17 protein-coding genes are annotated in these 18,702 nt (G+C 57.2%); 4 read left to right on the forward strand and 13 right to left on the reverse strand.

Annotated elements, in window-relative coordinates:
* Nucleotides 1–3 precede the first annotated feature (3 nt).
* The 13 genes from lpxA to rpsB form a co-directional block, all read right to left on the reverse strand.
* Nucleotides 4–792, reverse strand: a complete 789-nt coding sequence (lpxA, locus tag AC6I7Z_RS15320) for an acyl-ACP--UDP-N-acetylglucosamine O-acyltransferase (protein ID WP_084885441.1) — start codon at nucleotides 790–792, stop codon at nucleotides 4–6.
* Between the two features lie 3 nt (nucleotides 793–795).
* A complete protein-coding gene (gene fabZ, locus AC6I7Z_RS15325; RefSeq protein ID WP_013507953.1) occupies nucleotides 796–1,251 on the reverse strand; it encodes a 3-hydroxyacyl-ACP dehydratase FabZ in 456 nt (151 codons plus the stop codon).
* Nucleotides 1,252–1,402: 151 nt separating this feature from the next.
* Nucleotides 1,403–2,428, reverse strand: coding sequence for a UDP-3-O-(3-hydroxymyristoyl)glucosamine N-acyltransferase (gene lpxD, locus AC6I7Z_RS15330; protein WP_497814841.1), 1,026 nt, complete (start codon nucleotides 2,426–2,428; stop codon nucleotides 1,403–1,405).
* Nucleotides 2,429–2,431: 3 nt separating this feature from the next.
* Nucleotides 2,432–2,929 carry a molecular chaperone Skp gene (skp, locus tag AC6I7Z_RS15335; RefSeq protein WP_033749591.1) on the reverse strand — a complete coding sequence of 166 codons (498 nt, stop codon included), beginning with the start codon at nucleotides 2,927–2,929 and terminating at the stop codon, nucleotides 2,432–2,434.
* 113 nt (nucleotides 2,930–3,042) lie between these two features.
* On the reverse strand, nucleotides 3,043–5,454 hold the full coding sequence (gene bamA / locus AC6I7Z_RS15340; RefSeq protein WP_497814842.1) for an outer membrane protein assembly factor BamA: 2,412 nt from the start codon (nucleotides 5,452–5,454) through the stop codon (nucleotides 3,043–3,045).
* A 51-nt stretch (nucleotides 5,455–5,505) separates the two neighbouring features.
* On the reverse strand, nucleotides 5,506–6,855 hold the full coding sequence (gene rseP / locus AC6I7Z_RS15345) for a sigma E protease regulator RseP (protein ID WP_497814843.1): 1,350 nt from the start codon (nucleotides 6,853–6,855) through the stop codon (nucleotides 5,506–5,508).
* A 12-nt stretch (nucleotides 6,856–6,867) separates the two neighbouring features.
* Nucleotides 6,868–7,725 carry a phosphatidate cytidylyltransferase gene (cdsA, locus tag AC6I7Z_RS15350; RefSeq protein WP_497814844.1) on the reverse strand — a complete coding sequence of 286 codons (858 nt, stop codon included), beginning with the start codon at nucleotides 7,723–7,725 and terminating at the stop codon, nucleotides 6,868–6,870.
* 18 nt (nucleotides 7,726–7,743) lie between these two features.
* Nucleotides 7,744–8,496: a (2E,6E)-farnesyl-diphosphate-specific ditrans,polycis-undecaprenyl-diphosphate synthase gene (gene ispU / locus AC6I7Z_RS15355; protein WP_033793566.1), complete on the reverse strand. Its 753-nt coding sequence runs from the start codon at nucleotides 8,494–8,496 to the stop codon at nucleotides 7,744–7,746.
* A gap of 168 nt (nucleotides 8,497–8,664) precedes the next feature.
* Nucleotides 8,665–9,867 (reverse strand): 1-deoxy-D-xylulose-5-phosphate reductoisomerase, encoded by a 1,203-nt coding sequence (gene ispC / locus AC6I7Z_RS15360; RefSeq protein ID WP_497814845.1) that lies wholly within the window; start codon nucleotides 9,865–9,867, stop codon nucleotides 8,665–8,667.
* 145 nt (nucleotides 9,868–10,012) lie between these two features.
* The gene (gene frr, locus AC6I7Z_RS15365) at nucleotides 10,013–10,570 is read right to left on the reverse strand and encodes a ribosome recycling factor (RefSeq protein ID WP_033749583.1); all 558 of its coding nucleotides are present in this window, start codon (nucleotides 10,568–10,570) and stop codon (nucleotides 10,013–10,015) included.
* 141 nt (nucleotides 10,571–10,711) lie between these two features.
* Complete coding sequence (pyrH, locus tag AC6I7Z_RS15370) at nucleotides 10,712–11,437, reverse strand: UMP kinase (RefSeq protein WP_033793563.1); 726 nt, start codon at nucleotides 11,435–11,437, stop codon at nucleotides 10,712–10,714.
* Nucleotides 11,438–11,591: 154 nt separating this feature from the next.
* Nucleotides 11,592–12,443 carry a translation elongation factor Ts gene (gene tsf / locus AC6I7Z_RS15375; RefSeq protein ID WP_033749580.1) on the reverse strand — a complete coding sequence of 284 codons (852 nt, stop codon included), beginning with the start codon at nucleotides 12,441–12,443 and terminating at the stop codon, nucleotides 11,592–11,594.
* 180 nt (nucleotides 12,444–12,623) lie between these two features.
* Entirely contained in the window at nucleotides 12,624–13,349 is a 726-nt protein-coding gene (gene rpsB, locus AC6I7Z_RS15380; protein ID WP_048781339.1) for a 30S ribosomal protein S2, read from the reverse strand.
* A 316-nt stretch (nucleotides 13,350–13,665) separates the two neighbouring features.
* Between rpsB and map the strand changes: the two genes are divergently transcribed.
* The 4 genes from map to AC6I7Z_RS15400 all read left to right on the forward strand — a co-directional run bounded on the left by map (nucleotide 13,666) and on the right by AC6I7Z_RS15400 (nucleotide 18,698).
* Complete coding sequence (gene map / locus AC6I7Z_RS15385; protein WP_497814846.1) at nucleotides 13,666–14,460, forward strand: type I methionyl aminopeptidase; 795 nt, start codon at nucleotides 13,666–13,668, stop codon at nucleotides 14,458–14,460.
* 67 nt (nucleotides 14,461–14,527) lie between these two features.
* Nucleotides 14,528–17,182 (forward strand): bifunctional uridylyltransferase/uridylyl-removing protein GlnD, encoded by a 2,655-nt coding sequence (gene glnD, locus AC6I7Z_RS15390; protein WP_497814847.1) that lies wholly within the window; start codon nucleotides 14,528–14,530, stop codon nucleotides 17,180–17,182.
* A gap of 75 nt (nucleotides 17,183–17,257) precedes the next feature.
* On the forward strand, nucleotides 17,258–18,082 hold the full coding sequence (gene dapD, locus AC6I7Z_RS15395; protein WP_033749576.1) for a 2,3,4,5-tetrahydropyridine-2,6-dicarboxylate N-succinyltransferase: 825 nt from the start codon (nucleotides 17,258–17,260) through the stop codon (nucleotides 18,080–18,082).
* Between the two features lie 223 nt (nucleotides 18,083–18,305).
* Nucleotides 18,306–18,698, forward strand: coding sequence for a DUF3461 family protein (locus AC6I7Z_RS15400; RefSeq protein ID WP_033749575.1), 393 nt, complete (start codon nucleotides 18,306–18,308; stop codon nucleotides 18,696–18,698).
* The last annotated feature ends 4 nt before the right edge of the window (nucleotides 18,699–18,702 follow it).

An 18,702-nucleotide genomic window follows, 5' to 3' on the forward strand; every position in this document is an offset into this window, starting at 1 on the left:
GAATTAACGAATCAACCCACGCGTAGAACGAGCGAAGAAGTCGTAGAAAGGCTGCACTTCGCTATGCTGCTTCGCCAGCGCTTCGATTTCCGGCTTGGCTTCTTCCAGCGTTTTGTTACTGCGGTACAGCACTTTATAGGCATTGCGAATAGCGTGCAGCGCCTCTTTGCTGAAGCCGCGACGCTTCAGGCCTTCGATATTGATGCCGAACGGCGTCGCGTGGTTGCCCTGCGCAATAACGTAGGGCGGCACATCCTGCGCAACGCCTGAACAGCCGCCAACCATCACATGCGCGCCGATGGTGCACCACTGATGCACTGCCGTCATGCCGCCGATAATCGCGAAGTCGTCCACGGTGACGTGACCGCCCAGCGTGGCGTTGTTGGCGAAAATGCAGCGGTTGCCGATCACGCAGTCGTGCGCGATGTGCGCATTCACCATCAGCAGGTTATCGCTGCCGATAGTGGTGACGCCGCCGCCCTGCGCGGTGCCGCGATGAATGGTCACGCTTTCGCGGATGCGGTTGCGGTCGCCCACTTCAACGCGCGTCGGCTCGCCGGCGTATTTCAGATCCTGGTTCACTTCACCGATAGAGGCGAACTGATAGATCTGGTTATCTTTCCCGATACGCGTGTGGCCATTGATGACCACGTGCGATTTCAGGACCGTTCCTTCGCCGATTTCCACATGCGCGCCGATAAAGCAGAACGGGCCGATGTGAACGTTGGGGCCAATGATGGCCCCCTCTTCGATGACGGAACTGGCATGGATGGTGGCGGTTGGATCAATCACAGATTATGCCTCCCGGCTACGGGCACACATCATGGTCGCTTCACAGACGATCTTGCCGTCAACGGTAGCAACGCCTTTAAAACGCGTCAAACCGCGGCGGGTTTTCTCGAAAGTCACTTCCATGATCATTTGATCGCCCGGTACCACCGGACGCTTGAAACGGGCTTCGTCGATGCCGGCGAAATAGTAGAGCTCGCCCGGCTCCAGTTTACCCACGCTTTTAAACGCCAGGATACCGGTGGCCTGCGCCATCGCTTCGAGGATCAGAACGCCAGGGAAAATCGGTTTACCAGGGAAATGCCCCTGGAAAAACGGTTCGTTAACAGAGACGTTCTTTACCGCGCGCAGATACTTGTGCTCTTCAAACTCCAGCACGCGATCAACCAGCAGAAACGGGTAGCGGTGCGGCAGCAGCTCTAAAATTTCTTCAATTTTCAGAGTATGAGTTTCAGTAGTCAAAATACTCTTCCTGTCCTAAAAATCTGATGACATCAATAACACGGCCTGCACAGATCAAGATGATCCTCCGCAGGCCGAAATCGGTTCAATGGCGCCTGGCTTGCCTGCTTAACAGTTTTTATTAGCAAGCCGGTCGCATGTGGGATGGCGTTTAGTCGTCTTTGCCGACCTTCCGCTCGATGGCTTTTAAGCGCTTGCTCATGTCATCGATGTTCATCACCAGCGCTGCAGTTTTGCGCCAGGTTTTATTGGGTTGTAGCGGAATGCCTGAAGAGTATACCCCAGGCTCTGTGATAGGACGCATAACCATACCCATACCGGTAACAGTCACCTTGTCACAGATTTCCATATGGCCGTTAATGACGCTGGCGCCGCCAATCATACAGTAACGTCCAATTTTCAAACTACCCGCCATGATCACACCACCCGCAACCGCGGTATTGTCGCCAATAACCACGTTGTGTGCGATCTGACACTGGTTGTCTATGATAACACCATTGCCGATCAGAGTGTTATCCAGCGCGCCACGATCGATAGTGGTACAGGCGCCGATTTCTACGCGATCGCCGATAATTACAGCGCCAAGCTGCGGGATTTTCACCCAATTGCCGCGATCGTTGGCGTAGCCGAAACCGTCCGCGCCGATCACGGTGCCGGACTGAATCAGACAATCCTGACCGATTTCGATTTCGTGGTAGACGGTGACGTTGGCCCAGAGACGGCTGTTGCTGCCGATGCGCGTCTTTTTACCAACGAAGCAACCTGCGCCAATAACGACGTTGTCGCCGAGCACTACGTCCGATTCAATCACCGCATTAGCGCCGACAGAGACGTTCTGCCCCAGCTTCGCGCTGGGATCGATTACCGCGCTGGGCGCGATATTCTGCGCAGGCTGCGGCGTGGTATCCAGCAGCTGAGCCATGCGCGCATAGGTCAGATAGGGATTCTTTACTACCAGCGCGGCCGAGTGGCACCACTCCAGATCCGCTTCCGTCAGCACCACGGCCGAAGCCTGACACTGGGCGAGCTGCTCGCGGTAGCGGCTGTTGCTGAGAAATGTGATTTGGCCGGTTTGGGCGGATTGCATAGAAGCAATGCCGGAGATGGCGAGGTCGCCATCTCCGTGCAATTCTGCATCCAACTGCTGGGCTAAATCAGCCAGTCGAATTGATGACATCGATTATTTAACCTGTTTCAGCACGTCAGCAGTAATGTCTTTCGCGTTTGCCGCGTAAGCCACCGCGTTGGCGTCGATCACCACGTCATAACCTTCGTCGCTCGCGACTTTCTTCACGGCGTCCTGAATGCGGCTCAGCAGTTTGTTACGCTCTTCCATCTGACGGCGGCGGTTATCCTGCTCGAAAGCCTGAGCTTTAGAGGAGAACGCTTCGCGCTGCGACATGACATCTTTTTCCATGCGGCTGCGATCGCTGGCCTTCATGGTTGAACCGTCGCGCTGCAGGCGCTGCATTTTGGTCTGCAGATCGCGTTCCTGGCTCTGCAGCTCGGTTGCGCGGCCTTTAAACTCGTTTTCCAGCTGTTTAGCAACGGTCGCACGCTGCGGTAACTGTTGGAAAATGCTGGACACGTTTACCACTGCGATTTTGTCAGCAGCCTGAGCGCCTGCGGATACAGCTAAAGCAAGACCCAGTCCTGCGGCACACAACAACTTTTTCACTATAAACTCCTTACCATCAACGTTTGTGTCAGCGACACAGTGTTTGCTCCGAACCGCCCTAAAAACCGCGGTTCGGTAGCAAGACTTCAGCTTATGCTTCCTTGCTCAGAACCTTACCAGGTTTTACCAATGTTAAACTGGAACTGTTCTGATTTGTCCCCTTCCACTTTTTTGACCGGCTGGGCATAAGAGAAGACCAGCGGCCCCAGCGGGGACATCCACTGCAGCGCAATACCGCTTGATACGCGGATATTGTTTGGATCGCTATAGTCCGGGATGCCGGCGGCGCGGGTTTCAGCCGTATTCTGCCACTTGGTATCCCAGACGGTGCCCGCATCCACGAACAGCGAGGTGCGCACCGAGTTGGCGTATTTTTCGCTCAGGAACGGCGTCGGCGTAATCAGCTCCAGGCTGGCCACCGCCATCGCGTTACCGCCAACCGCGTCATCCGACTTACAGATGCCGTTCGGATCGCTCAGCGTACAGGTTGACGAGCGGTCGTTCAGGTAAGCCGCTTTCGGACCGATAGTGTTGGAGCGGAAACCGCGCACCGTGCTTGAGCCGCCTGCATAGAAGTTCTCATAGAACGGCATCTCTTTGCCGCCCAGACCATCGCCGTAACCGACGCGGCCGCGGCCTAACACCACCCAGGTGCGATCGCGGTTAAGCGGCACGTACTGCTGGGTATCCAGCGTCGCTTTATAGAAGCTGTTGTCCGATCCCGGGATGGTGACCTTACCGTTCAGGTTGGTACGGTTACCCGAGGTCGGGAAGAAGCCGCGATCCAGGGTGTTGTACGTCCAGCCGTAGTTGAAGGTGAAGTCATCCGCGGAGAAATCGCCCTTGTCGTTCAGCTCCTGCGGCTTGCCGACCGAATCGAGATAGCGCCACATCGCCACCTGCGGCTGCATGTTGGAGAGGTCGTTGTGCACATAGCCCAGACCCACACGCAGCGTGTTGTTTTCGTTGACCGGGAAGCCCAGCGTGCCGTCTACGCCATAACTTTTATTGGTGTAGTCGGACAGGTCGGCATCGTCCGCTTTAAAGTCGTTGTAGAAGACGCGTCCGCCCAGGCTCACGCCGTCGACCGTAAAGTAGGGATCGGTCAGCGAGAATTCGGCATAGGTCTGATAATCATTTTTGGTACCGCTGATGCTCACCGTGTTGCCGGTGCCCAGCCAGTTGTCCTGGGTAACGCCAACCTGGAAGCTGACGCCGCTTTCGGTGCCGTAGCCGACGCCGAAGTTAAAGGTACCGGTGTTGCGCTCTTTCACCTTGTAGACCACGTCTACCTGATCGGGCGCGCCCGGCACGCGCTGGGTGTCGACATCAACGCTTTCAAAGTAGCCGGTGCGGTTCAGGCGCTCTTTGCCCTGCTCCACCAAATCGCTACCCAGCCATGCGCCTTCCATCTGACGCATTTCGCGACGCAGCACCGCATCTTTCGAAGTATCGTTGCCTTCGAAGCGCACTTTACGCACGTAGTAGCGGTTGCCAGCATCGACGCTGATATGCAGCTTCACCGTTTTATCGGCGTCGTTGATTTCCGGCTGCGTCATGACGCGCGGATAAGCGTAGCCGTAACGGCCCAGCAGCTTCTTGATGTCATCTTCCATCTGGGTGACTTTGGTGCCGTTATAAAGCTCGCCCGATGGAATCTGCGTCAGATGTTCGATTTCTGCCGAGTGGCCCGCCATGCTGCCGTTGACGATCACGCCGGCGATTTTGTACTGATCGCCCTCGGTGATGTTAACGGTGATGTAGATGCCTTTTTTATCCGGCGTCAGGCTGACCTGCGTCGAATCGATGTTAAAGCGCGCATAGCCGCGATCGAGATAGAAGCTGCGCAGCGTCTCAAGGTCGCCCGCCAGTTTTTGCTTCTGGTATTTGCGATCGCCAACCACGTTCCACCACGGCACTTCGTCGCGCAGCTGGAAGCGGGAGATCAGCTCGTCAGAGCTAAACGCTTTGTTGCCGACGATGTTAATCTGCTGAATCTTGGCGGAGACGCCCTCGGTGAAGACCAGTTTCAGGTCGACGCGGTTGCGCGGCAGCGGCGTTACCACGGCCTTCACGTTGGCGGTGTATTTACCGACGCTGTAGTAGAAATCCTCCAGTCCCTTCTCAATCGAAGAGATGGTGGTGCGGTCCAGGGCTTCGCCTACGCGTACGCCAGAGGCCTCAAGGTTCTGCTTGAGCTGCTCCTCTTTCACCGCTTTGTTGCCGGTAAAGGTAATGCTGGCAATGGTAGGACGTTCTTTCACCTGAACAATCAGCGTAGTTCCGTCGCGCAGGACCTGAACATCCTCAAAGTTGCCGGTCGCGAACAGTGAACGAATGGTATTTTTGACATCTTCGTCATTAACCGTATCGCCAACTCGTACCGGCATGCTCAGCAGAGCCGCGCCGACGGCGACTCGCTGCAGCCCTTCGAAATGAATATCCTTCACCACGAAATCGTCTGCACCGTAAACGGTGGCGCTGCTAAACAGCAGCGACGCTATGAGCAACTTTTTCATCGCCATCGTTATTATGCGTTTTCCTAACACATCCCGCGTCTGTCTGCGTTCCAGCGATTACAGACGTGAGAAATCATTGAAAAGTGCAAGCCCCATTAACAACACCAGCAGAATTGAGCCGATGCGATAACTGAAGTCCTGAACTCGTTCGGACACCGGTCCACCTTTGATCTTTTCGATCGCCAGGAAGAGCAAATGCCCACCATCTAACACCGGCAGCGGGAAGAGATTGATGATTCCAAGGTTGACGCTAATCAACGCCAGAAACATCAGGTAGTAAATCATCCCATATTCCGCTGATAATCCTGCGCCCTGCGCAATCGAAATCGGCCCGCTCAGGTTGTTCAGCTTTACATCGCCGGTAATTAACTTGCCCAGCATGGAGACCGTCAGCTTCATCAGTTGCCAGGTTTTCGCGCTGGCCTCACCGACAGCGTCAAACGCGCCATACTGCCTTACCGTTTTGTAGGCTTCCGGCAGCGGGACAACGCGCGGGATAACCCCGGCGAACCCCTCTGCCTTCGCGCCCGGCCTGGCTTGCGGCGTCAGGTGCAGCTGCACCGTTTCGCCGTTGCGATCGACGTCCAGCACCATCTCTTTGCCAGGATTATCCCGCACCTGCATGACAAAAGTTTGCCATTGCGTTAACGGCTGACCATCGACTTTAACGATCCTGTCGCCCGCTTGCAAACCGGCGACGCTCGCGGGCGAATCTGCCTGCACTTCCGCCAGCGTGGTTTCGATTTGCGGACCACGCGGACGAATGCCCAGCGCCACAACCGGATCCTCTTTGTCTGGCTCGAACTGCCAGTTGCGCAGATCGACCGCTTTCTGCTGCGTCGCCTCTTCGCCGAAGCGCGAGACGGTCAGCACCGTCTGCGCGTCGCCGATTTTGCCGATCAGCGCCATACGCACGGCATCCCAGTCAGGCGTTTCGATACCGTCGACTGCTTTAAGTTCCATTCCGCTGACAATTTGCGCCTGCGCCGCCACCGATCCGTTCACAATTTCGCCAACAACCGGGCGCACGCCTGGAACGCCGTGAATAAACACGACCCAGTAGGCGAACACGGCGAAGATGAAATTGGCGACGGGACCGGCGGCGATAATCGAGGCGCGCTGCCAGATGGCTTTATTGTTGAAAGCCTGATGACGCAGTTCGGCGGGCACGCTTTCCACGCGCTCGTCGAGCATTTTGACATAGCCCCCGAGCGGGATCAGCGCGATAACGTATTCGGTCCCCTGCTTATCGCGGCGCTGCCAGAGCGCCTTGCCGAAGCCGATGGAGAAGCGTTCAACGCGCACGCCGCAGCGGCGCGCTACCCAAAAATGGCCGAACTCGTGAACGGTGATCAGCACGCCAAGGGCGATGATAAAGGCGACAAAACTCCACAATATACTCAACATCTACGCCTGTCCTCAGAGAGTGCGGAACACCAGCAGCAGCAAACAGGCGAAAACCGGCACCGCCGCGGTAAGGCTGTCGATGCGATCGAGTATGCCGCCGTGACCCGGGATCAGGCTACCGCTGTCTTTAATGCCCGCTTCACGTTTGAACATGCTTTCCGTTAAATCGCCCAGCACCGAGGCGAGCGTCGCCAGCACGGCGCAGACGATCAGCGTACCGGTGGAAACGGTCAGCGGCGCGAAGCTGGCGAACAGCCAGGCGAGCAGCGCGGAAGAGACCAGACCGCCGAGAAAGCCTTCCCAGGTTTTACCGGGCGAGACTTTAGGCGCCAGCTTATGTTTGCCGAACATCTTGCCGAACATGTAGGCGCCGGAATCCGCGCCCCACACCAGGAACATCACGAACAGCAGCCACCATGAGCCGGCGTAGTGATCGCTCTCGTAGTGATACTGACGCAGCGCCATCATGCCCCAGAAAAAGGGGATCAGGGTGAGAATGCCGAACACCAGGCGCAAAGGGCGCGAATGCCGCCACAGAGAGGCCGATGCGGGATAAGAGAGAACCAGCAGCAGCGCCGCAATCCACCACGCCAGCGACGCCCAGAGCGAAATGGCGACCTGCGGCAGATGCACGTCACGCTGATAGGGAGGAAGAGTAAAGAGCATCCCCGCCAGCAGCAGCCCGCACAGCAGGGAAAGCCAGATGCGCTGTTGGCGCGACGCCATGCCCGCAAGCTGGCCCCATTCCCAGGCGCCGAGCATGCAGATGATAATCGTCGTAATCGCAAAACCAACGGGCGGTAACCAGAAAAGCGCAGCAATCACCAGCGGAATAAGAATAAGCGCGGTAATCAGACGAGACTTCAGCAAAGGTTACCCCCTGTTTGCTCAGGCGCCGCCTGGTGCAGCGCCGCCAAAACGACGCTCCCGCAGAGAGAATGCATTCAGTGCACCTTCAAAAACGTGTTCATCAAAATCAGGCCAGAGAACATCGGTAAAATAAAACTCAGCATAGGCGATCTGCCACAGCAGGAAGTTGCTAATCCGATGCTCTCCCCCGGTCCTTATCACTAAATCCACTGGAGCCAGTCCCTGCATGCACAAATGGGCAGACAGGTTTTCCTCGGTGATTTGGTCAGGACGCAGCAAACCTTCCTGAACCTGCTCAGCGAGTTTTTTCACTCCCTGGATAATATCCCAACGTCCGCCATAGTTCGCGGCAATATTGAGAGTCAGTCCACTATTTTGCTGAGTCAGTTCCTCGGCGCGACGAATACGCTCCTGAATACGGTTACTGAAACGGCTCACGTCGCCGATGATGCGCAGACGCACGTTGTGCTTGTGCAGGCTCTTTACTTCGCTGTCGAGCGCCCAGACAAACAGCTCCATCAGCGCCGTCACTTCCTGAGGCGGACGGCTCCAGTTTTCACTGCTGAAGGCATAGAGCGTCAGCGCTTCGAGATTATTGCTGACGGCGAAGCTGACGGAGCGGCGCACCGCTTTAACGCCCGCTTTATGGCCGGAAATACGCAGTTTTCCCTGATTTTTAGCCCAACGACCATTGCCATCCATAATGATAGCCACGTGACGCGGGCCTGTTCCCTGTTGGTCATCGGTTTTGTTGTGATTATTAGACGACATAACGCGTAATTAATTCCTGTTGTCAGAAATGCTGCGGTTTCTGAATACATTGCGCCCGGTCTTCTCTCGCCCAAAAGGGGCGAGGCGCATCAGATGCGATGCCATACCCGGAAACGCGAGCGAGCGACTATACCATTTTCGCTACAGGCGAACAAATAGCGGCGCGCGTTAACGCGAGGTCGCGAAACGCGGCAGCATCTCTGTGGCGCTGGCGCGCGCGGCGCGGTCGATATCCAGCACGGCGTCCACCGAGTCTGGCTCCGCACATGTCTGCGCCGCCAGCACTTCGCTGTTGATCGCCGCGATGTCGGTAAAGCGGATCTGGTTATCCAGAAAGGCCGCCACCGCAACCTCATTGGCCGCGTTCAGCGTCGTGGTCGCCGCCTGCCCTGCCTCGCAGGCATCTATCGCCAGTTTCAGGCAAGGGTAGCGGGCAAAGTCAGGTTCAGCGAACGTCAGCGCGGACATGCGGGTGAAGTCCAGCGGCGTAACGCCTGCCGCGATACGCGCGGGCCAGGCCATGCAGTGTGCAATGGGGGTGCGCATATCCGGTGAACCGAGCTGAGCCAGCACACTGCCGTCGCAGTAGCGCACCATGGAGTGGATCATCGACTGCGGATGCAGGATCACCTCCATTTGCGCTGCGCTGGCGTTAAATAACCAGCGGGCTTCAATGTATTCGAGACCTTTATTCATCATGGTGGCCGAGTCGACGGAGATTTTACGTCCCATCGACCAGTTCGGATGCGCGCAGGCCTGCTCTGGCGACATGGTCGCGAGGTCAGCCAGCGGCGTGTCACGAAAAGGGCCACCCGATCCCGTAAGGATAATGGACTCAATGCCATTTTCCCGCAGGTCAGCGTATCCTAACTGATGCTGGATGGAAGCGGGCAAACTCTGAAAAATCGCGTTATGCTCGCTGTCGACGGGCAGCAGCTGCGCCTGATGATGGCGTACCGCCTCCATAAACAAACGGCCGCAGGTGACAAGAGACTCTTTATTGGCGAGCAGCACGCTTTTCCCGGCGCGGATCGCCGCCAGCGTCGGCAGCAAGCCCGAAGCGCCGACGATCGCCGCCATCACCTGGTCGACCTCGTCAAGCGCCGCCAGCTCGCACGCGGCCTGAACGCCGGAGAGCACTTCGGTAGAGACGTTGAGTGCTTTCAGTCGTTCACGCAGCGCCTGCGCGGAGGCTTCATCCGCCATTGCGGCATAGCGCGGCTGAAAGGCCTGACACTGTTCCGCCATCAGCGCAACGTTCTGCCCGGCCACCAGCGCGGTGATTTGATAGAGCTCAGGATTGGCGCGAACCACCGCCAGCGTGCTGGCGCCGATTGATCCGGTAGAACCCAGCAAGGTTAATCGCTTCATTAAGCTATCCCTGTGAAGACGTCGAATAACTCCGCAAGCGCGGAAGGCATAATGTAAAACGCCGCCAGAGCGCATTCGCAATGAACACAGCCCTGAACGGCGTTTTATACCCAAGGATATCGGGTATAGAGAGCAACCGATGGGATTAGAACTCCATCAGCTCCTTCTCTTTTTCGGCCAGCGCCGCATCGACGTTCTTGATGCGCGCATCGGTCATTTTCTGGATCTCTTCCTGAGTACGACGCTCATCGTCTTCGCTGATCTCTTTATCTTTCAGCAAGGCTTTGATTTTGTCGTTAGCGTCGCGGCGCACGTTGCGCACGGAGACGCGGCCCTGCTCGGCTTCGCCGCGTACGATCTTGATCAGATCTTTACGACGCTCTTCGGTCAGCGCAGGCAGCGGAACGCGGATGTCGCTACCGGCTGAGTTCGGGTTCAGGCCGAGGTCAGAAGCCATGATGGCTTTTTCCACTGCCGGGCCCATGGAGCGGTCGAACACGTTGATTTTCAGCGTGCGTGAGTCTTCTACGGTGACGGAAGCGAGCTGACGCAGCGGCGTCGGCGTACCGTAGTATTCGACCACGATACCGTCGAGCAGTGAAGGTGAAGCGCGACCGGTGCGCACTTTGCTGATGGTGTTTTTAAACGCTTCGACGCATTTGTCCATGCGCGTTTCAGCATCTTTTTTGATGTCGTTAATCACGTTGAAACCCTTGGATTCGGTTTGACCTGGCCATTCCGGCGGCGCCGGAAGCGGTATCGCTGTTGAGCGATAATCCTGAATGGTGCGCGGTGAAGTTCACCGCGCCGACAGAATATACCTTATTTTATCTTGCGTCGGGTATTAATGCGTAATCAGGGTGCCTTCTTTTTCGCCCATGACTACGCGACGCAGCGCGCCAGGTTTGTTCATATTAAATACGCGGATCGGCAACTGGTGGTCACGCGCCAGCGTAAAGGCCGCCAGATCCATTACTTTCAGCTCTTTTTCCAGCACTTCGGCGTAGGAGAGCTGATCGTAAAGCGTCGCATCCGGGTTTTTCACCGGATCGGCGGAGTAAACGCCGTCGACTTTGGTCGCCTTCAGCACCACATCCGCTTCGATCTCGATGCCGCGCAGGCAGGCCGCCGAGTCGGTGGTAAAGAACGGGTTGCCGGTGCCGGCGGAGAAAATCACCACGCGGTTGTTGCGCAGCAGGCTGATCGCTTCGGCCCAGCTGTAGTTGTCGCACACGCCGTTGAGGGGAATAGCGGACATCAGGCGCGCGTTTACGTAGGCACGATGCAGCGCGTCGCGCATCGCCAGGCCGTTCATTACGGTCGCCAGCATACCCATATGGTCGCCTACGACACGGTTCATTCCCGCCTGCGCCAGACCTGCGCCGCGGAACAGGTTGCCGCCGCCAATCACCACGCCTACCTGAATGCCCAGCTCGACCAGTTCTTTCACCTCTTGCGCCATGCGGTCAAGCACGCTCGCGTCGATACCAAAACCTTCGGCACCTTGCAGTGCTTCGCCACTCAGTTTCAGCAGGATACGTTGATATACAGGTTTTGCGTTGGTCGCCATGGTCGGTTCTTCCTGGAAGAGTTGAAAAGGAGAAGTTAAATCTGATCGATCATCCGCTTAGCGCGCATAAATTACTATTGGGATGAGACTGAAAAGCGTCTGCTTAGCGTAGCAGACAAAAAAGAACCGCCTTCTGGCGGTTCCTTTCACAGCATTAAGACTGTTTGGACATTGCCGCTACTTCAGCAGCGAAGTCGCTTTCGACTTTCTCAATGCCTTCGCCCACTTCGAAGCGGATGAAGTTGATGACGTCAGCGCCCTGCTCTTTCAGCGCCTGGCCAACGGTTTTGCTCGGATCGATAACGAAAGCCTGACCGGTCAGAGAGACTTCGCCGGTGAATTTCTTCATGCGGCCTTCAACCATCTTCTCTGCGATCTCTTTCGGCTTGCCAGACTGCATCGCGATGTCCAGCTGAACCTGGTACTCTTTCTCAACCACGTCGGCAGAGACGTCTTCCGGCTTAACGAATTCCGGCTTGCTGGCTGCAACGTGCATAGCGATCTGCTTGATCAGCTCTTCGTCAGCGCCTTTCGCGGAGATCAGTACGCCGATGCGCGCGCCGTGCAGGTATGAACCCAGCTGCTCGCCTTCCAGCACTGCGATACGACGGATGTTGATGTTTTCGCCGATTTTCGCTACCAGCGCAACGCGCTCTTCTTCGAATTTCGCTTTCAGCGCTTCAACGTCGGTGATGCGTTCTGCGGTCGCCGCGTCCAGCACTTTGTCAGCGAAGGCCTGGAAACCAGCGTCTTTCGCAACGAAGTCAGTCTGGCAGTTAACTTCCAGGATCACGCCGTAGTTGCCGTCGATTTTGGTTTTGATCACGCCGTCAGCAGCCACGTTGCCTGCTTTTTTCGCCGCTTTGATCGCGCCGGACTTACGCATGTTCTCAATCGCCAGCTCGATGTCGCCATTCGCTTCGGTCAGCGCTTTTTTGCAGTCCATCATGCCCGCGCCAGTACGCTCGCGCAGTTCTTTTACCAGTGCAGCGGTAATTTCAGCCATTCCAGAATCCTCGGTTCGTACCCCCGTGCTTACGCACTAAGGCACCTGTTGCGGAAAATTTACTCTGTCCCGCCCGCCTGAAAGGAGGCGTGACAGACGGAGATAAAATAAAGGGGCCAAGACTGGCCCCTTAACAGATTACATCTGATGTCTAAGGGCTCTTTGTCAGAGCGAACCTTATTAAGCGTTTTCTAAAGACGCTTCTTCAGCCTGCTCAGCCAGGTCCTGTGAACGGCCTTCGCGCACGGTAGTGGCAACGGCAGTCAGGTACAGGCTAACAGCACGGATCGCATCGTCGTTACCCGGGATAACGAAGTCAACGCCGTCTGGATCAGAGTTGGTATCAACGATCGCGAATACCGGGATACCCAGGTTGTTCGCTTCTTTGATCGCGATGTGCTCGTGATCGGCGTCGATAACGAACAGCGCGTCCGGCAGACCGCCCATGTCTTTGATACCGCCCAGGCTGTTTTCCAGCTTGGCCAGTTCGCGACCGCGCATCAGCGCTTCTTTCTTGGTCAGTTTGTCGAAGGTGCCGTCCTGAGACTGAGTCTCAAGATCTTTCAGACGTTTGATAGACTGACGAACGGTTTTCCAGTTGGTCAGCATACCACCCAGCCAGCGGTGGTTTACAAAGAACTGGTCGCAGCTCAGTGCAGACTCTTTAATCGCTTCGCTGGCAGCGCGCTTGGTACCGACGAACAGGATCTTGCCTTTACGGGCAGAGATTTTGTTCAGCTCAGCCAGAGCGTTGTTGAACATCGGTACAGTCTGCTCAAGGTTGATGATGTGAACTTTGTTACGCGCACCGAAGATGAACGGCTTCATTTTCGGGTTCCAGTAACGGGTCTGGTGACCGAAGTGAACACCAGCCTTGAGCATGTCGCGCATGGAAACAGTTGCCATGATTACCTCTAGATTAAGTTTGGGGTTGGGCCTCCATGTATCCCATACGACCGACCTCTTTCGAAGCACCCCGGCGTATGTGTCGATACATGTGTGTTTTAGTACACAAAGTGAGTTTTTCGCGTTTCTCGCCGGCCATAACGGCCTGACAGAGAATCGTCGGCGCGCTTTATACCACAACCACGCTGCTGAAGCCAGAATTTGTTCAGCGCGCGGCCGCGCGACGCGAACTGTTTGGCGGCCTTGTTTTCGGCTGCTAACATGACAGCACATCGTTCATTATTGCTGAAATTTTCGGCAACTGCGGATTAATTTAATGGCAATTTCAATTAAAACCCCTGAAGAAATCGAAAAAATGCGCGTCGCCGGCCGACTGGCCGCCGAGGTGCTGGAGATGATCGCCCCGCACGTCAAACCCGGCGTCTCTACCGGCGAACTGGACCGCATCTGCCACGATTACATCACCAACGAGCAGCACGCCGTCTCCGCCTGCCTCGGCTATCACGGCTTTCCGAAATCGGTCTGCATCTCGGTCAACGAAGTGGTGTGTCACGGCATTCCCAGCGACGATCGTCTGCTGAAAGATGGCGACATCATCAACATCGACGTCACCGTGATTAAAGATGAGTACCACGGCGACACCTCGAAGATGTTTATCGTCGGCAAGCCGACCATCCAGGGCGAACGTCTGTGTCAGATCACCCAGCAGAGCCTCTACCTGGCGCTGCGCCTGGTGAAGCCGGGCATTCGTCTGCGCGAGCTGGGCCGTGCCATTCAGAAATATGTCGAATCGCATGACTTCTCCGTGGTGCGCGAGTACTGCGGCCACGGCATCGGCAAAGGCTTCCACGAAGAGCCGCAGGTGCTGCACTACGACGCAGACGACGGCGGCGTGGTACTGCAAACGGGCATGACCTTTACCGTCGAGCCGATGGTCAACGCCGGCGACTACCGTATTCGCACCATGAAAGATGGCTGGACGGTAAAAACCAAAGATCGCAGCTTGTCCGCGCAGTACGAGCATACTATTGTGGTGACCGATAACGGCTGCGAAATCCTGACCCTGCGTAGCGACGACACCATCGACGCGGTGCTGGTCAACGAAGGGTAATCGTCCCCCACTGATAAAAAGCCGGCCCTGCGCCGGTTTTTTTATGGCTCAAGAAGAGAGATGCGGTATGAGCGCTATCCTGACGGATGAGGTCATTGACGGCCTGAAAGACTCCCCGGCGCACTGGGATGACGCGGTGCTGACCCGCGACGCCCTGAAGCAGAAGCTGGAAACCTTTAACGCCTTTCTCTCCACGGCGTTCGACGCCGGCGAATCGGCAGAAACGCTGATTGACGCGCGCACCCTGTTTATCGACCGCCTGCTGCGTCGCCTGTGGCGCTTTTACGGCTTCGACGCCCAGCCCGCTATCGCGCTGGTAGCGGTCGGCGGCTACGGCCGAGGCGAGCTGCATCCCCTTTCCGACGTCGATATCCTGATCCTCAGCCGTGAACCGCTCGACGACGCGAGCGCGCAGCAAACCAGCGAACTGCTGACGCTGCTGTGGGATCTCAAGCTAGAGGTGGGCCACAGCGTGCGCACGCTGGAGGAGTGCCTGCTGGAAGGCCTGGCCGATCTGACCGTCGCCACCAACCTTATCGAGTCGCGCATGCTGACCGGCGACGTCGCCCTGTTTCTGGAGATGCAAAAGAATATCTTCAGCGAAGGTTTCTGGCCGTCGGCGACCTTTTACGCCGCCAAGATCGAAGAGCAGCAGGCGCGCCATCAGCGCTATCACGGCACCAGCTATAACCTTGAGCCGGACATTAAAAGCAGCCCCGGCGGCCTGCGCGATATCCATACGCTGCAGTGGGTGGCGCGCCGCCACTTCGGCGCCACTACGCTGGATGAAATGGTGGGGTTCGGCTTCCTCACCGAAGCGGAGCGCAACGAGCTTAACGAATGTCAGGCTTTTCTCTGGCGCATCCGCTTCGCGCTGCATCTGACGCTGACGCGCTACGACAACCGGCTGCTGTTCGACCGTCAGCTCAACGTCGCGCAGCGCCTTAACTACCAGGGCGAAGGCAACGAGCCGGTAGAACGCATGATGAAGGATTTCTTCCGCGTCACGCGCCGCATCGGCGAGCTGAACCAGATGCTGCTGCAGCTGTTCGACGAAGCGATCCTGGCGCTCTCCACCACCGAAAAGCCGCGTCCGCTGGACGACACCTTTCAGCTGCGCGGCAACCTGATCGACCTGCGCGACGAAACGCTGTTCGAACGCGAGCCGCAGGCGATCCTGCGCATGTTCTACGTGATGGTGCGCAACGAAAACATTCGCGGCATCTACTCCACCACGCTGCGCCAGCTGCGCTACGCGCGTCGTCATCTCAAACAGCCGCTGTGTCAGATCCCGGAAGCGCGCCAGCTTTTTATGTCGATTCTGCGCCATCCGGGCGCGGTCAAGCGCGCGCTGCTGCCGATGCACCGCCACAGCGTGCTCTGGGCTTACACGCCGCTGTGGGGACATATCGTCGGACAGATGCAGTTCGACCTGTTCCACGCCTACACCGTCGATGAGCACACCATTCGCGTGCTGCAAAAGCTAGAGAGCTTCGCCAGCGAGACGACGCGCCCGATGCATCCGCTCTGCGTCGAACTCTGGCCGCGCCTGCCGCAGCAGGAGCTGCTGCTGATGGCGGCGCTGCTGCACGACATCGCCAAGGGCCGCAACGGCGATCACTCGATTCTCGGCGCGCAGGACGCGCTGGAGTTCGCCGAGCTGCACGGCCTCAACTCGCGCGAGATGCAGCTGGTCGCCTGGCTGGTGCGCCATCATCTGCTGATGTCGGTGACCGCGCAGCGCCGCGATATTCAGGATCCCACCGTAATCCAGCAGTTCGCCGAGGTGATGCAGAACGAGAACCGGCTGCGCTATCTGGTCTGCCTGACCGTGGCCGACATCTGCGCCACCAACGAAACGCTGTGGAACAGCTGGAAACAGAGCCTGCTGCGCGAGCTTTTCTTCGCCACCGAGAAGCAGCTGCGGCGCGGCATGGAGAACAGCCCGGATCTGCGCGAGCGCGTGCGTCATCACCGGCTGCAGGCGCTGGCGCTGCTGCGCATGGACAATATCGACGAAGAGCGGCTGCACAATATCTGGAACCGCTGCCGCGCCGACTATTTCCTGCGCCACACGCCAAACCAGCTCGCGTGGCACGCGCGTCATTTAATGGAGCACGATCTGCGCCAGCCGCTGGTGCTGGTCAGCCCGCAGGCGACGCGCGGCGGCACCGAGATTTTTATCTGGAGCCCCGACCGCCCTTATCTCTTCGCGACCGTCGCGGGCGAGCTGGACCGTCGCAATCTCAGCGTGCACGACGCGCAGATTTTCACCAGCCGCGACGGCATGGCGATGGATACCTTTATCGTGCTGGAGCCGGACGGCAGTCCGCTGGCGCCCGATCGCCACCTGATGATCCGCCAGGCGCTGGAGCAGGCGATCGCTCAGACCAGCTGGAATCCGCCGCGCACGCGCCGCGCGTCGGCGAAGCTGCGCCACTTCAGCGTCGATACCGAAGTCAACTTTTTGCCGACCCATACCGATCGCCGCAGCTATCTGGAACTGGTGGCGCTCGATCAGCCCGGCCTGCTGGCGCGCGTGGGCGAAGTCTTCGCCGATATGGGCGTCTCGCTGCACGGCGCGCGTATCAGCACCATCGGCGAGCGCGTCGAGGATTTATTTATTCTGGCCAACAGCGAGCGGCGCGCGCTTGACGCGGAAATGCGCAAAGCGTTGCAACAACGGTTGACAGAAGCCCTTAATCCAAACGATAAAGTGTGACCGCAATCGATTTACTTATTTACTCTTTGTGCCGGGACGTGGTCCGGCATGCACCAGACAGATCAGGAAAAAATTATGCAACAGTTACAGAGCGTTATTGAAACGGCCTTCGAGCGTCGCGCCGAGATTACTCCGACGAGCGTCGATCCGGTGACGCGTGAAGCTATCAACCAGGTGATCGCTCAGCTGGACAGCGGCGCGCTGCGCGTAGCAGAAAAGATCGACGGTCAGTGGGTAACGCATCAGTGGCTGAAGATGGCGGTTCTGCTGTCGTTCCGCATTAACGAAAACCAGGTGATGGAAGGCGCAGAAACCCGCTTTTACGACAAGGTGCCGATGAAGTTCGCCGGCTGGGACGACGCGCGCTTTAAAGCCGCTGGCTTCCGCGTGGTGCCGCCGGCGGCGGTTCGCCAGGGCGCCTATATCGCGCGCAATACCGTGCTGATGCCGTCCTACGTCAATATCGGCGCTTACGTCGACGAAGGCAGCATGGTCGATACCTGGGCGACCGTAGGCTCCTGCGCGCAGATTGGCAAAAACGTTCACCTCTCCGGCGGCGTCGGCATCGGCGGCGTGCTGGAGCCGCTGCAGGCGAACCCGACCATCATCGAAGATAACTGCTTTATCGGCGCGCGCTCTGAGATCGTGGAAGGCGTGATCGTGGAAGAAGGCGCGGTGATTTCGATGGGCGTTTACATCGGCCAGAGCACCAAAATCTACGATCGCGAAACCGGCGAAGTGCACTACGGCCGCGTACCGGCGGGTTCCGTGGTGGTTTCCGGCAACCTGCCCTCTAAAGATGGCAGCTACAGCCTCTACTGCGCGGTTATCGTGAAGAAAGTCGACGCGAAAACGCGCGGCAAAGTAGGCATCAACGAACTGCTGCGTACCATCGACTAAGCCTCTGTGACGGGCCTCTGCGGCCCGTCATTTTTTCTTTACACTTCTCCCCGCTGTTACCTGATTCGCGAAACGAATTAACAGGTGCGTTTACTTTTTACCCAGGTCATAATCCGCGCCAGTTATCTCCCGTCGCGCAGTGTTCAATCCGTTTTTTGTCTACAGTTATTTTTGTGCCATGAACACAGATGCGCGCTTCTCTCTTTTTGGTGGAAAAATCGCTATGTATGACAACCTTAAAAGCTTAGGCATTAATAACCCGGACGATATCGATCGCTACAGCCTGCGTCAGGAAGCCAACAACGACATCCTTAAAATTTACTTTCGCAAAGATAAAGGTGAGTTCTTCGCCAAGAGCGTGAAGTTTAAATATCCGCGCCAGCGCAAAACCGTGGTCGCCGACAATATCAATCAGGGCTACAAAGAGGTGCAGGAGATCAGCCCGAACCTGCGCTATGTGATCGACGAACTGGATCAGATCTGCCAGCGCGATCAGGTGGAAGTGGATCTGAAGCGTAAGATCCTGGCGGATCTGCGCCATCTTGAGAGCGTGGTGACCAACAAAATTGCCGAGATTGAAGGCGATCTGGACAAGCTGACGCGCAATAATCGGTAATGTG

The organism is Pantoea sp. X-Soil-MYKO-1289, from assembly GCF_059730625.1.